Source organism: Aggregatibacter sp. oral taxon 458 str. W10330, assembly GCF_000466335.1.
GTDB lineage: Bacteria > Pseudomonadota > Gammaproteobacteria > Enterobacterales > Pasteurellaceae > Aggregatibacter.
Map to the genome: position 1 here is coordinate 34,605 of NZ_KE952620.1, position 15,384 is coordinate 49,988.

General features: G+C 42.8%; 12 protein-coding genes. 3 read left to right on the forward strand and 9 right to left on the reverse strand.

Translation table 11 applies throughout. The features are described 5' to 3' along the window. The 3 genes from HMPREF9065_RS01675 to HMPREF9065_RS01665 form a co-directional block, all read left to right on the forward strand. The coding region (locus tag HMPREF9065_RS01675) for a Slam-dependent surface lipoprotein (RefSeq protein ID WP_021616786.1) at positions 1 to 893 on the forward strand (893 nt) is incomplete at its 5' end. A gap of 66 nt (positions 894 to 959) precedes the next feature. Further along, the gene (locus HMPREF9065_RS01670) at positions 960 to 2,381 is read left to right on the forward strand and encodes a surface lipoprotein assembly modifier (RefSeq protein ID WP_021616787.1); all 1,422 of its coding nucleotides are present in this window, start codon (positions 960 to 962) and stop codon (positions 2,379 to 2,381) included. Between the two features lie 291 nt (positions 2,382 to 2,672). Next, a complete protein-coding gene (locus HMPREF9065_RS01665) occupies positions 2,673 to 4,157 on the forward strand; it encodes an aldehyde dehydrogenase family protein (protein ID WP_021616788.1) in 1,485 nt (494 codons plus the stop codon). Positions 4,158 to 4,245: 88 nt separating this feature from the next. On the opposite strand, the gene HMPREF9065_RS01660 is transcribed toward HMPREF9065_RS01665, so the two are convergent. From HMPREF9065_RS01660 to HMPREF9065_RS01620, 9 genes are all read right to left on the reverse strand, one after another. Beyond that, the gene (locus tag HMPREF9065_RS01660; RefSeq protein WP_021616789.1) at positions 4,246 to 5,010 is read right to left on the reverse strand and encodes an MmcQ/YjbR family DNA-binding protein; all 765 of its coding nucleotides are present in this window, start codon (positions 5,008 to 5,010) and stop codon (positions 4,246 to 4,248) included. Positions 5,011 to 5,309: 299 nt separating this feature from the next. After that, positions 5,310 to 6,095 (reverse strand): tRNA pseudouridine(38-40) synthase TruA, encoded by a 786-nt coding sequence (gene truA, locus HMPREF9065_RS01655; protein ID WP_021616790.1) that lies wholly within the window; start codon positions 6,093 to 6,095, stop codon positions 5,310 to 5,312. A gap of 150 nt (positions 6,096 to 6,245) precedes the next feature. Further along, positions 6,246 to 6,638: a 30S ribosomal protein S9 gene (gene rpsI / locus HMPREF9065_RS01650; RefSeq protein ID WP_005557091.1), complete on the reverse strand. Its 393-nt coding sequence runs from the start codon at positions 6,636 to 6,638 to the stop codon at positions 6,246 to 6,248. Between the two features lie 17 nt (positions 6,639 to 6,655). Then, positions 6,656 to 7,084 carry a 50S ribosomal protein L13 gene (gene rplM, locus HMPREF9065_RS01645; RefSeq protein ID WP_006718336.1) on the reverse strand — a complete coding sequence of 143 codons (429 nt, stop codon included), beginning with the start codon at positions 7,082 to 7,084 and terminating at the stop codon, positions 6,656 to 6,658. Between the two features lie 241 nt (positions 7,085 to 7,325). Next, on the reverse strand, positions 7,326 to 7,922 hold the full coding sequence (locus tag HMPREF9065_RS01640) for a class I SAM-dependent methyltransferase (protein WP_021616791.1): 597 nt from the start codon (positions 7,920 to 7,922) through the stop codon (positions 7,326 to 7,328). Between the two features lie 10 nt (positions 7,923 to 7,932). Then, positions 7,933 to 9,912, reverse strand: coding sequence for an exodeoxyribonuclease V subunit alpha (gene recD, locus HMPREF9065_RS01635; RefSeq protein ID WP_021616792.1), 1,980 nt, complete (start codon positions 9,910 to 9,912; stop codon positions 7,933 to 7,935). After that, positions 9,912 to 13,574, reverse strand: coding sequence for an exodeoxyribonuclease V subunit beta (recB, locus tag HMPREF9065_RS01630; protein WP_021616793.1), 3,663 nt, complete (start codon positions 13,572 to 13,574; stop codon positions 9,912 to 9,914). Before recB ends, recD begins: the two co-directional genes overlap by 1 nt. Before the next feature lie 69 nt (positions 13,575 to 13,643). Continuing rightward, the gene (locus HMPREF9065_RS01625) at positions 13,644 to 14,000 is read right to left on the reverse strand and encodes a DsrE/DsrF/TusD sulfur relay family protein (RefSeq protein WP_033002726.1); all 357 of its coding nucleotides are present in this window, start codon (positions 13,998 to 14,000) and stop codon (positions 13,644 to 13,646) included. Positions 14,001 to 14,002: 2 nt separating this feature from the next. Continuing rightward, complete coding sequence (locus HMPREF9065_RS01620) at positions 14,003 to 15,313, reverse strand: NCS2 family permease (protein WP_021616795.1); 1,311 nt, start codon at positions 15,311 to 15,313, stop codon at positions 14,003 to 14,005. Between the last annotated feature and the right edge of the window lie 71 nt (positions 15,314 to 15,384).

Consider the following 15,384-nt stretch of genomic DNA (forward strand, 5'->3'; position numbering starts at 1 on the left):
AAGCTGAAGAAGCTCGTCAAGCCGAAGAAGCACGTAAAGCCGAAGAGGCTCGTATTGCACAAAAAACTGCTGAGTTAATTGAACAAGCTAAAGCTAAAGGGCTAAACGATGACGAAGCAAAACAATTTGCGCAAAATAATATCAATAATGAAGATGATGTATCTAAAGCAAATTTAGATAACATGATTAAAATAAAAGATTTGACAAAACTTGCTATTGCTGAAGGTCTTAATGAACATCAAGCCGCTGATTTTGCTAAAAATAATGTAGATTTAGATGAAGATACAGCAAAAGCTAACCTTGAAACACTTATCATCAATAATGCTAAAGGAATTTATAATGGACAATATCGTAATGGGCTAACTACAAACCAATATGGCACATCAAGTAGTTCCTCATCTGGTTGTACAAATGGACGTTGCTATTCAGTAGAAGAAACTATTACTACCGGTAAAGCAATCTATAACCAACCATATTCAATTATTGTTGCCAATACAAAATCAGGTGTTCGTAATTATTCTCCTATTAATGAACTATCGAATGTACAAATTACTGGTCTAAAAACAAAATTAGACGCGATACCAACGGAAGGAACAGCTAATTATAGTGGTAAAGCATTTGATGCCAAAAATAATGGAGCACTAGATTACAATGTTAATTTTGCAAATAAAACAGGCTCAGGAACTATTACCGGCTTAGGAAATAACATTACATTAGAACAGGGTTCTATTTCAGGCTCTGGTATTTCATCTAGTGCAACCCAAGGTTACAAATCAGGTTCTTATTCTTTAGATTTCTTTGGTAAAAATGCGGAAGAAATTGGCGGTAAAGTCACTCTTGATGGAAAAGATGCAGTCGGCTTCGGTGGTACACGTGGCGAAATCCAGAAATAAACTTTTCCTTTAATATAAAAATGCCGTTTGAACTTCGGTTTAAACGGCATTACTTTCTAATCGACTATGAAAAAACTTCCCTATTTTATCATTCTACTTCCCTTAGTTACTCAAGCCGAAACCTTCCAAGCACCACAGCCTGTTTTCTTTGAAAAGAATATTGTGCCGAAAACGGAAGAACCACAGATAAAAACGCCGGAGAAATCCACCGCACTTTCAGCACCGATGACATTTGAATCCAATGACAATACCCAAACTAAACTGGAAAAACTGATCAACTATAGTGTGGTAAAACAACAATGGGGCATATTGAAACAAACGTTGCCGCTTTATCAATCGCAACCTCAGCACGATGTCACGCTATATCGTTATGCCCTAGGGGCAATGTTGCGGGCAGAACGCAACCATAAGCAAGCGATTCGTCTTTATCAGCAGATTGTTGATGAAAAGCCAGAACTGGCTTATCCACGTTTTGATTTGGGCGTAATGTTGTTTGAAAATAAACAATATCGCCAAGCCAAGGCAGAACTTGAGCGTGCTAAACCGGCATTATCCCCAGCCATGCAACAATTTACTCAGCGTTACTTGGAGGCAATGAAAGAACGCCAAGGCTGGAAAGCGGATGTAGAATGGCAATATACCCAAACCGACAATGTGAATAACGCCTCATCTCAACAAGATATTTTATTAGGTAAATTGCGCTTTAAAAAAGACAAAGAATCTTTGCCACAAAAAGCACACGGTTTTCGTTATGGGCTGGGCTTAAGTCGTAAAATCAATGTCGCCGGCAATCATTTTGTGACCTTAAACAGCCGTTTTGGCGGCGTGCATTATTGGGACAATCAAGACTACAGTGAAAAATCTCTCTATACAGCCATAGGCTATAAACATCGTACAATATTACAGACATGGGGAATTACGCCGTTTTTTGAGCAAAATTGGTTAGGCGCACCACGCTATAGCCAAAATTATGGCATTACCGTAGATTTACGCCGTGAATTAACCGCACTTTGGTCGTTCTCCAGCACGCTTTCCCATACGCAAAAACGCTATGCGGATGCTAACGTTGCACGCCGTCATAACGGCTATATCAATGGCACAACGCTCTCATTAAGTTATCAGGCAAAGCCGAATTGGTTACTTTTCGGCGGTGTGGAAGGCAGCCTAGATCGCAGTAAAGACAAAGCAGAATCCTCGCTTCGTCGTGGTGTTAATCTCGGCACCGTCTGGCAAATCAAGGATTTCGCGACACGCTTAAGCATTCGGTATGTCAAACGCGATTTTCGGGCAAAAAACTTCTATTTCCCAATGAAAAAACGACAAGATAAAGAATATGGTTTTAACGCCTCACTGTGGCATAACAAAATGCAATGGAAAGGCTTTATTCCTAAGTTAAATTATCGTTACCGTAAAATTGACAGTAATATTCCTGAATTTTATTCCCGCACCAGCGGAGAGTGGTTTGTGTCTGTCGAACGTAATTTCTAAAGGAAGTTACCCAAAATAAAATAGAAAAAATGACCGCACTTTGATTTTCTCCTTCAAAGTGCGGTCTCTTTTCAAAGAGTTTTTTCTTTGCTTTGTTTTGTCCATCTATCAAATCAATTTTTCCTACCTTTTCTCATCACCATCAAAATGTGATCTATCTCGCAGTTTCAAGTCTTGTCTTGTGCTCAAATTGAACCACTGTCCTCTTTTGGGGACAAAATAGTAAAGACCTGTCTGTGTAAAAAGAGCAGGTATCACTTTGATTCATCACGTAGAAAAAGGAGAAAAGAGATGACAAAAGATCTTAATGTCTTTGACAAACACTACGGTTTATTGATCAACGGCGAATGGACGGATGGTTCAGAAGGCAACACCTTAACAGCACATAATCCAGCAAATGGAGACGCATTAGCGACCTTTATTGACGCTACCGATGCGGATGTGGATGCTGCTGTGAATGCGGCAAAAGAAGCCTTTAAAACCTGGAAAAACACGAGCGCAACGGAACGCACTACAATTCTAAATAAAATTGCAGACATTATTGACGAAAATACCGAATTATTTGCCTTGCAAGAAACACTGGATAACGGTAAACCAATTCGCGAAACACGCGCAGCAGACATTCCGTTGGCATCCGATCATTTCCGTTATTTTGCCAGCGTGATTCGTTCCGAAGAAGGTGTGGCAAACCAACTGGATAGCGAAGACTTGTCATTGATTTTACGCGAGCCGATTGGTGTTGTCGGTCAAATTATTCCGTGGAACTTCCCGTTCTTAATGGCCGCATGGAAAATTGCGCCGGCATTGGCAGCCGGTTGTACTGTCGTGATTCACCCGTCTTCCTCCACATCATTGAGTCTGCTTTCTTTAGCGCAAAAAATTAATCATTTGTTGCCGAAAGGCGTTTTCAATGTCATTACCGGCAAGGGATCCAAATCCGGCGAATACATGTTACGTCACCCGGGATTTAGCAAACTGGCATTCACCGGCTCCACTGAAATCGGTCGAAAAATCGGGATGGCGGCTGCTGAAATGTTGATTCCATCTACTTTGGAATTAGGTGGCAAATCCGCCAATATTTTCTTTGACGATATGCCATTTGATAAAGCGTTGGAAGGCGCACAAAAAGGGATTCTCTTCAACCAAGGGCAGGTATGTTGTGCCGGTTCACGGATCTTCGTACAAGAAAGCATTTACGATAAATTCATCGCGGCATTAAAAGAAGAATTTAAGAAAGTCAAAGTCGGCTTACCTTGGGAAGATGACACCCAAATGGGCGCACAAGTCAACGGAAATCAAATTAAGGTGATTAGTAAGTATATTGATATTGCGAAAGAAGAAGGTTGCCAAATCATCCTTGGTGGCGGTAAATCAACCGACCCGGCATTGGCTCGCGGCGAATTTTTCCAACCGACCTTAATTTTAGCGCCGGATAATAAAAAACGTGTCGCGCAAGAAGAAATTTTCGGGCCGGTCGCCGTGGTGATCAAGTTTAAAGATGAAGCAGATGTGATCCAAATGGCGAACGACAGTGATTATGGCCTGGGCGGCGCGGTGTGGACGTATAACATTAACCGTGCACTACGGGTTGCACGCGCGCTCGAAACCGGTCGTGTTTGGGTGAACTGCTATAACCGTTTACCGGCCGGCGCACCGTTTGGTGGTTACAAAACTTCCGGTATTGGTCGTGAAACCCATAAAATGATGCTTGCCGCCTATACACAGGTAAAAAATATCTTTATCAGCACCCGTGAAGAGCGTGAAGGCATGTATTAATCTTTCAATTTTCCCCTAAAAACAAACCGCACTTTTGCATATCTTGCTCAAAGTGCGGTTTATTTTTAATGTGTTTTTACTTTTTGACTCACTCTCCGCTCAACAGCGCAATTTCCTGTTTTAATGCATAAGGCATATGCCGTGGGCCGCGTACGGCAGTGACACCGAACTGTGCCATTTTAGCGCGGGGGATGAGGGTCTTATCGTATTCTTTCAAGCAACGAATTTTCATAACTCTTTTCACCTGTAAATCATCCGTTCGTTTTTTGTGATACGGAATGTTCACCTCTAATACCAAACATTTATAGCGAATAGCCCCCGTAGGTTCAGTGATGTACATATACACAATGTCATCCACAGCAATATTGTTGCTCTGCTTCCAATGTATCTCACCGCCTTCGCGCAAGTCTTTCTCCACATCATAATATTTCGGGTTGGCCGGCACGATCCATTCTGTATAACGGGCGATCCCAAGTTGCTTTTTCACTTGGCGGGTGCTGGTGAGATCAAAGCTGGCGTTCAATAAAAACAGCACGGTATCTTTCTCCACAGAGCCATCCAACAAGACCGTCAACCAGTGATTTTTGTTCATGTGATAGGCTGGTAGGAAACCTGCTTGCGGCAAAAATACGGTCAGCATTTCAGGGGAACATTTCACGTTCATCACCGGCAATTTTCCTGTGCCCTTTCGCCCCAATGACGATTTTTCAACATTCATCACAATGGCATACCATTTGCGATTATCGGCATGACGCAATACAGCATAGTCAGGGTGTGTCTTCCACAAATATTCCGGCTTTGTGTCATATTGGGTGAAAACATACTCGAAAACTTGTTGGGTTAACTCAGCCATTCCATGTTCCTCTTATTACTTTGATAACATCATTTTACGCCAACTTAGCCCTCAAAATAAAAGGCATTAATTTCCACATCATTATTGTGCTTTTTAGTTCAACAGGCATATTATATTCCTTGAGAAAGGACTCCATCGTATCACTCATTATCTGGTTTGGTGTCGGCGGTTTATGGATGAAGCTATTAGGTTGGTGGTAAAGCCGTATTGCGCTTTAGAACTCACTTAAAATTCTTATGAAAAAATGACCGCACTTTATTTTTCAACCTAAAGTGCGGTCACTTTTCAGTATTTTTAAATTAATCTGCGAGAAATAATGGCCCCATCGGCATTTTCGGCAACGCAAATCGCTCAGGATAAAGCACATTGACCAAATATAATCCTTCCGGTTTCGCTGTCGGTGCGGCGAGAGTACGATCTTTTTGCGCTAACAGCCAAGCTACCCATTCCACCGGTTGATTGCCGCAACCCACCTCAATTAAGCTCCCCACAATGTTACGCACCATGTGATGTACAAAGGCGTTTGCTTGAATATCCACGATAATATATTGCCCCAGACGGCTCACGTTTAAATGATGTACATTGCGCCACGGCGTGTTGGATTGGCATTGCGCAGCGCGGAAAGAACTAAAATCATTTTCTCCGAGCAATGCTTGCCCCGCTTCGTGCATTAATTGATGATCGAGTTCCAAATGGCAATGTGTCACGCCTTGCGGCAAAATGGCTGAACGCAATTTGTTGCAATATAAAATGTAACGATAACGACGGGCGGTGGCACTAAAACGGGCATGAAAATCATCATCAACCGCTTTCGTCCATCGCACAGCAATATCATCGGGCAAATTGGCGTTGACACCAAAACTCCAGGCTTTCTCAGGACGATTAGCAGTCGTTTCAAAGTGAATCACTTGCCCAGTGGCGTGTACGCCGGAATCCGTACGACCTGCACAGAAAATACTGATGTCTTCATTGGCAACGGTGGAAATCGCCCGCTCCAGTTCAGCCTGTACGCTGGCCACTTTTTCTTGTTTCTGCCAACCGAAATACTGTTTTCCGTCGTATTCCACACCTAATGCAATTTTCATGTTCTACTCTGATTTTACTTAAAACGGCGTGCATTATAACAAGGCTTGGCAGATCTCAAAAACATTCTAAAAACCCACCGCACTTTTGCTGAATTTCACACATAAAAAAAGCAGAGATTGCTCTCTGCTTTTTGGAAAAACGTATAAAAATTAACGTTTGGAGTATTGTGGACGACGACGTGCTTTGTGTAAACCCACTTTTTTACGTTCAACGCGACGTGCGTCACGAGTAACGAAGCCTGCTGCACGAAGTGCTGGGCGTAAGGTTTCATCGTATTCCATCAATGCACGGGTAATACCATGACGGATTGCACCCGCTTGACCGGAAATACCACCACCTTTAACAGTGATGTATAGGTCTAATTTATCAGTTAATTCAACCAATTCTAACGGTTGACGAACTACCATGCGAGCAGTTTCGCGACCGAAATATACGTCTAATTCACGTTGGTTGATGGTGATCTTACCATTGCCCGGTTTGATAAATACACGAGCTGAAGAGCTTTTGCGGCGACCTGTGCCGTAGTTTTGATTCTCTGCCATATCCTAAAACCTCGTGATTAAATATCTAAGACTTGTGGTTGTTGTGCAGCGTGTTGGTGTTCAGCACCTGCGTACACTTTTAATTTACGGAACATTGCACGGCCTAATGGACCTTTTGGCAACATACCTTTAACCGCAATTTCAATCACTGCTTCAGGACGGCGTGCGATCATTTCTTTGAAAGTCGCTTGTTTGATACCACCTACATAGCCTGTGTGCCAGTAGTAAATTTTATCGCTATCTTTGTTACCGGTTACAGCAACTTTGTCCGCGTTGATAACGATGATGTAATCACCTGTGTCAACGTGCGGAGTATATTCAGCTTTATGTTTACCACGAAGACGACGCGCTAATTCAGTCGCCAAACGACCTAAAGTTTTACCTGTCGCATCTACTACATACCAGTCGCGTTTAACCGTTTCTGGTTTTGCTACAAAAGTTTTCATTAATTAATTACCAATATAATAATATTAATACCCAGTGCTTAAAAAAGCACAACCAGTTATCTTAATCTTCACCCCTTCGAGTGCGATCTCGACAAAATAATGTGCGGTGGGAATCCGCAACATTCACAGGGTCGGGCGATTATACAGAAAATTTCACCGAAAAGCTAACGGTTTTGCAGGGAAAATACGATAAATATTGACCGCACTTTGTCTTTTTATTCGTCACTGTCAAATAAAAAATCTAGGGTTTGCGTCCTAACAGGCAAATCACAGAACTGGTGCCGACATGACGACGACCTTCATTCATTTCTCGCACATCATGCTCTGCCAATAGCCATTCCAGCCCCAATAATGCTTGTTGCATCTCCGCTAAGGTGCCGAGCATTTCAACGTGACTCGGCCCACCGGTGCCATAATGAAGTTGATCGGGATGATAAAACACACCGGCAAACAAGCCGCCCGGTTGCAAGGCATTCACAATACGTTGCATGATTTGAGTCCGTTCCGGTTCCATAAAATGACAAAAGACGGACGTAATCACCGCATAATGCGCTGTTGGCATCGCCATTTCGGCAATATTCGCCAATCTCGTTGTGAATGGCACCTGATAACGATGCGCTAACGCTTGCGCTTTTCGTAGGCCCACTTGAGACAAATCCACGCCTTCCGTTTCTAATCCGTGACGGGCTAAAAAGATGCCATTACGCCCTTCTCCCGTGGCAAGATCTAAGGCTCTTCCCGAGGTTGGCAAGTAAGGCTGAATTCTGGCGATAAACTCATTGGGCTCCGTGCCGAAAATGTATTCTTCTGTTTGATAACGCTCATCCCATTTTGTCATGTATTTTCCTTTATTCTTCTAATAACTGCCCTAATCCGCTTTGTCGTTGCACCGGATTTTTCACCGCACTTTCCCACACGCTCTGCAATGCAAACACCGTGAGGAAATCTTTAGTGCGCGTAATGCCGGTATAAACCAGCTCTTTGGATAAGACCGGGCTATTTTCTAACGGTAAAATCAGGAACGTATGTGGAAATTCGGAACCTTGAGATTTATGCACGGTCATGACAAAGGCAGTCTCATGATTCGGCATACGGCTTGCCAGCACTTTTTTGTAGCTATTTTGCCCTTGTTCAAACCACACTCGCCCATGGCCTAAATAAATGCCGATGTCGCCGTTATACAAGCCGACACTGCTGTCATTTTGCGTCACCATAATCGGCTTGCCGATATACCATTCCCGTTCCTGATGAAATTGTAACAAACGTTTTTGACGCAATTTTTCTGCGATAGCGAGGTTTAACTGCTCGACACCAAACTCGCCTACGCGTAATGCGGTTAAAAAGCGGATGCGGTTAAACGCGGCAAAAATTGACCGCACTTGATCTTCATGAAGAACGCCCTCTGACGGAATCTGTTGCAAATAGCGCGCATATTCTTGCGCAGCACGATCAACAATCAATTTCACACAGGCTTTGCGCTGTTGCACATCGTCTTTATTACTCAAATAATGCGCAAAATCCGTTAAGTACACACCACAATGCTTATCTTGATGTTGTTGATATTGTTGCAATAACTGCCAACTCTTGGCCGCATTACCTAAATTCACAGTCGTTGCCAACTCACCCACTTCCGGATTCGCCCCAAAACGGCGACTGACTTGTAAATAACAAATACTGTCGCTAATGGCGTTTATCTTATCTTCTGATGGCAATGTCATCCCTGTTGTTGCCTGTAAATATTGCGCCATTGACGAGCTGTATGTCGGTTTTGTCGCATTCACAAAACACCCTAATTCGCCCAAAATAGCACCGGCTTCTACGGAAGCAAGTTGATCTTTATCGCCCAACAAAATCAGTTTGGTGTCCGGTTTGAGGGCATTAAGCAATTTTGCCATTAAGGTGAGATCGATCATGGATGCCTCATCCACCACCAACACATCCAACGGCAATGGATTATCGGCGTGATAACGGGTTTCTTCACTGAAAAAGCGCACACCAAGCAAACGATGGATCGTTTCTGCGCTCATCGGAATCGTCAGATTCTCGATGATTTCCCGCTGATTTGGATCCTGTGCAAATGTTAGTTTTAAACGTTCCACAGCATCCACAATGGATTCCGTTAAACGCGCTGCCGCTTTACCTGTTGGCGCAACCAATTTAATGCGCAAATCGTTTTGATGCAGTTCTTGCAAGGTTAAAAGCAACTTCGTTACGGTCGTTGTTTTCCCCGTTCCCGGTCCACCGGTAATTAAACAAAAACGCTGACGCAGCGCCATGGCCACGGCGATTTTTTGCCAATCAATCCCCTGTTCTTCCTGAAAATAGCGATCGAGAATCGAGGCAATTTGTGAGAGTTGCTCGGTTGAAAAAACGGGCTCAAAACAGACCGCACTTTTGAAGTAATCGGCAATTCGAAATTCGTCTTGCCACACGCGATAAAAATACAAGCAATTAAACTGCAACACCAAAGGCGCAATTTGCTGTAATGGCGAATCAGTAAAGGCGATGTGTTGTGCCTTTTGCAACGTAGATTGCCATTGTGAGATCGGCACATAATCAATTTTTTGCTGAATTTCCGTTAAATAAATACGTTCGTTGAAATAATCCTGTAAACCGAATAAATCCTGTTCAGTGGCTTGGTTCAACAAAAGACAAGTGTTGCCTTGGCGATAATTGAAATTACACAATGCCGCCATCAGCACCGCCAAGTTTTGCACAGAGGGCGCATAATTAAACGGTTGCTGTTTACGGTGAATAAACTCGGCAAAATAATAGTCGGCGGCGTTAATAATGCCTTTTTCTTTGAGTTGAGATAATAAAGTTAACATCAGAACAAATTCTCCAAGGCTTGAATTAACGCATAATCCGGTTTATCAAAAAACACACCATCCTGATTTTCCCCGTTCATGCCACGTAAGAAACAATAAAACACGCCGCCAAAATGGGTTTCGTAATGATAGTTTGCGTCACGTTGTTGCAAATAACGATGTAATGCCAATGTGTAAAATAAATATTGCCAGTCGTAATGGTTTGCCAGCATGGCTTGCTCAAGGCTTTCGCCAACATAGTTTTGCGGCTCGACACCAAGAAAATTCGATTTGTAATCCACCAAATAATATTTCCCGTTGTGGCAGAAAACCAAATCCATAAAACCGCGTAACATGCCTTTAATGGCATCAAATTGCAGCGCTTCCGATGGCAAACGGTGATGTTTTTGCAACGCGCGATTAAATGCCGACACATCAAATACCCGATTGAGTTTCAAATAAAACTGCATTTCTTTCACACATTGCTGGCGAGATAAATTATTCAGCTTCAACGTTGGATCATCCGCACTTAACGGCGTATCTAAAATGGCGTTCATCCATTGTTGTAAAGATGGCAACCAGGTTTCCTCTAACTGTACCCATTGGCAGAGTTTTTGCACTTTGTCTTCATTTAACGGCTGACTAAAATCATATTTTTCCAAGAAACGGTGCAACGCTGTACCGATTTTAATCCCGTGTGGGAAATCGAAAGGCGAATAACCGAAAGGATAGGCAGATTCATGACTAGCGCTTTCAAGTATGGTTTCTGTTGCTTGTTCGTTAAAATCGTAATCTTTGCCACCATCAAAAACAGATTCAAAAGCGACCGCACTTTCTGCCGCCAGTTGTTCTTTATAGTATTTTTTATTTTGATGAATTGCCTCAATGGCGCTGAAACTCGTCACCGTCCAGTTTTGTTCAATATGACCGGTAAATGTTGCCGCGTTTAATGGCGCTGGAGTCTCCGAGTGCATTGGTGCATCTAGCGCTTTTAATGCCGTGGTTTCAGAAATCTGAATACTTCCCTCTGGGGCATCATGAACCAACTTTTCCAATAACGATAAGCTATCGTAGGCTGTCGGTTTCTCATTCGTTTGAATTTCCCCTTGAGTGAGTAGATATAACAAAGCACTCCACTTTTCCTCAAAGGTTTTCGGCACACCGATATTCAACTGATATTTCGCTCGGGTCAGCGCCACATAGAGTAAACGAAGTTGTTCGGCAAAATCCTCTTGCTTTATATCCTTCTCATGGGAACCATCAATATCCCACAGTACCGCCTTCCGCTCTTGGTCATAATAAGTAGAAATGTGTTCAGGCCTAAATTTGGAGGCATAACCAATAAACGGCAACCAAACTAAATCGTACTCCAACCCTTTGGATTTATGAATCGTGACAATTTTGACCAACTGCAATTCGCTTTCCAACCGCACTTGTTGTTCATTTTGTCGATCTTCCCCTTGAATTTGCTTTTCAAACCAACGTAACAATGCCGCTTCACTTTCGTTCAACGTTGCTGCTTCTTGCAATAACTCCGCTAAATGCAACAAATCCGTCACTAGGCGTTTACCATCCACAGTGGGATACAATTTTTCAGTGATTTTTTCTTGTAGGAATAACTGGTGCAACATCACTAATACACCTTGTTTTTGCCACGTTTTTTGATAATGAATAAATTTTTCTACCCAATATTCCCACCGGTTTTCGTCTAAACGAATACTCTGAATATCTGCTGCCGTTTGCGCAAAAATTGCCGTCGCAACGGCATTTAAAATATTGCGTTCGGAAAACGGATTAAGACAGGCCCGTAAAATCAACAACAGATCCTTTGCCGCTTTACTATCAAACACATTGCTATTTTCTGACAAAAACACGGAAGCAATGCCAAGACGACGTAATTCGTTTTTCACCAAATCAGCTTCTTTGCGACTACGAACCAATACGGCAATACTTTCCGGTTTTAAGGTTTTTTCGACGCCTTTTTCATCGGAACGAAAATCGGCGGTATTTTCCACCGCACTTTGCAACCAATGTTGAATAGAAATGGCACAGGCTTTCGCCATATTCTCTTTTACGGAGGCTTCATCCACATAAAACCGTACGGCAGGTTCTACTTCACCGTTTAACCAAAATTTTGGATGTTCGTCTTTGGCTGCGACCGGCAAGAATGGAATCTTTTTATATAAAAACGGAGGCGGTTCGTGAAAATCAAACAAGTGATTGACACATTGCACAACATCTTGGTGAGAGCGGTAATTTTTTCCTAGATTGAAACGGTGCTGTGCTTCATCAACCGCTTTAAAGTAAGTAAAAATGTCTGCGCCACGGAATTTATAAATCGCCTGCTTTGGGTCGCCGATCATAATAAAGCCATTATCCGACGCGTGCTCTAATCGTAGTGGTTCTACATACACCTTAGAAAAGATCTGATACTGTACCGCGTCCGTATCCTGAAATTCATCAATCATGGCAAACGGGAATTGATAACGAATCATCTGCGCAAATTCAGTATTATTCGGGTGGTGCAAGGCGTCTTTTAACAAGCGCAATAAATCATGAAAACTTTTTTCGCTGTGGTTGAGTTTGTATTCGGCTAACTGCCCATTCAGCGTTTCTAAATAATGAAACCAAAGCGCTTGAGACAGTAAAGTTTGTTGCTCATAAAAAGTTAACAACTCATCAATTTTTATAAAAAGCGGATGAGTCAACGCTTCCTGCGCTTCCTCGCCTTTCTGTTCATCTATTGCCATTTGCCCGAAGCGGTAAAAACAATCCGGAAAATCTGCTTTTTCGTTTTCTGCCCAATACTTCATGGCGGCAAGCCATTTCGGGCGTTTGTCTGCGTTGAAAATGCGGCGGTTTAATTTTTGTTCTTTCGCATTCTTATATTTGGAGTTGGTTTCTGTTTCAATCAACTCCGTAATTTCCACCTCGTTTTCTAGCCATTTTTGCTTTAATTCCTGAGTTTGAGCGATTAATGCTTGCGAGTAATCAGTAAGTTTTGAAAGAAATTCCTCGAAAGAGCCCTCAAAAAAGTGCGGTCGTTTTTCCGGGAGTTTTAATTCTGTCCCGGCAAATTTTTTGATTTTTTTAACAATATTGCTTGGTGAAACCAAATTTTTTTGAATAAATTCTACAACCGCATAAGGCTGTGAATAAAAATGGTCACGCCAAATTTTTTGCGCTAAGCGCAACAACAGCTCATCTTCTTCGCCACTTAATTCTAAGTTGAAATGAATCCCGGAATTGAATGCGTATTGCATCAGCATTCGACGGCAGAAACCATGAATGGTATAGATCGCCGCCAAATCCATGTTTTGCTCCGCCAAGGTCAGACGTTGAATGGCAAGCGGTAAATCACTGATTGTCGCAACCAATTCGCGTAAAAAATCATCTTGTCCAAAGACTGCCGAATCCTGTGTCTGCTGATAAGCCGTCAATTTTTGTTTGGCGTCATAAATACGCTCACGAATTTTTCGTTTCAGCTCCTCTGTCGCCATTTCAGTAAAGGTCACCACCAAAATTTGCTCGACATTTAATGCAGAGGGAAACGTATTTTCCCCTGCCTGTAATAATAGGCGCAAATAAAGGGAACCCATGGTATAGGTTTTACCTGTACCGGCAGAGGCTTCAATTAGACTAACAGCATTTAACGGGATAGAAATCGGATTGAGTTGTTGCATGGTTAAGATTAAAAGAATGAAAAATATTGAATAAAATAAGGGCGGAACCGAATCCGCCCAATACTCTCGCTAGAAATTAACGACTTTATCTGCCCATAACGTCCATTTGGAAACATCGTCTAAGGTGCCGCGAGTCACGCCGTCAATCAGTTTGGATTCAAATAAACCGCGTGCTTTGGTGCAGCTTGTGCAAAGTTTAACTTCTGCGCCTTGTGCCACCAAGATTTCCATCACTTGTTGTACGTTAGACCCTTCATTTGGATGCTGACCGGCAATGCCACTTAACACAGAATCACCAAAACAGAACACTTTAATTTCTACTTCCTTGCCATGTTCTTCCTGCAAATTCACGGCTAAACGCAATGCGTTGAAGCTTTTTTCTGTGCCGTATGGCGATTCATTTAAAATAAAAAGAAGTTTTTGCATCATTAACCTACCCAGATAAATTTAATTAAGAATAATAAAGAAACCACCCAAACCGGTGCATTCACTTCGCGCCAACGCCCCGTTCCGACTTTCATCACACAATAGCTGACGAAACCAAACGCGATTCCTTCGGTGATGGAGTATGTAAATGGCATCATCGCAGCAGTAATAAAGGCAGGAGTCGCTTCTGTTAAGTCGTCCCATTGCACTTTAATTAAGCTGGATGCCATCAAAATACCCACATAAACCAATGCGCCCGCGGTAGCATAAGCAGGCACCATGCCGGCCAATGGCGAGAAGAAGATCGTCAGTAAAAACAATAACCCGACAACAACCGCCGTCATACCGGTACGCCCACCGACCGATACGCCTGCGCCACTTTCAATATAAGTACTGATCGCAGAAGTACCGATATAAGATCCGATAACGGCGCTCGCACTATCAACATATAAGGCTTGTTTCATTTTCGGGAAACGCCCTTTTTCATCGCTGAACCCGGCTTTGTCTGTGACACCGAGCAAGGTGCCGGAAGAGTCAAATAAGTTTACTAATAAGAAAGAGAAGATAATACCAATAAGTGCCGTATCCAAAGCACCGGCGATATCTACTTGACCAACCACTTGCGTTAATGCCGGCGGCATGGAAACCACGCCATGGAACATCACGCTTTCGTCAAAATACAATGCAAGTGCGGTCACCGTTGCGATAGAAATTAACACGCCGGAATAAATATTGCGTGCTGCCAATACCACGATAATAAAGAAGCCAAGGATGCCCAATAACACTTGCGGACTGTGTAGATCGCCTAAAGCAACTAAGGTTGCAGGATTCGCAACCACCAGCCCCATATTTTTAAAGCCAATTAAAGCGATAAAGAAACCGATACCGGCACCAATGCCGACCCGCAAACTGAGCGGAATAGATGCCATCAGCCAATAACGAATTTGGAAAATGGTTAATAGCAATAAGCCCACAGAGCCCCAGAAAATAGTGCCCATGCCCACTTGCCAAGAATAGCCAAGTTTACCGACCACTACATAAGCAAAGAAGGCATTCAAGCCCATTGCCGGCGCTAACGCGATAGGCAAGTTACTGAATAACCCCATGGCAATCGTACCGAAGCCTGCGATTAAACACGTAGTCACAAAGACAACTTGCTTATCCATGCCCGCGTCACCCAGCACAGACGGGTTCACGAAAACGATATACACCATGGTGAAAAACGTGGTGATTCCGGCAATAATTTCCGTTTTGGAGGAGGTTCCTTTTTCTTTTAATTTAAAGAATTGTTGTAGAAAAGATTGATTTTCCATTGTAATTTCCAATCAGAGACAAAATAAAAAACGATGAAAAACAAGGTTATAAGAAAGGTGTTTTTCCCGCT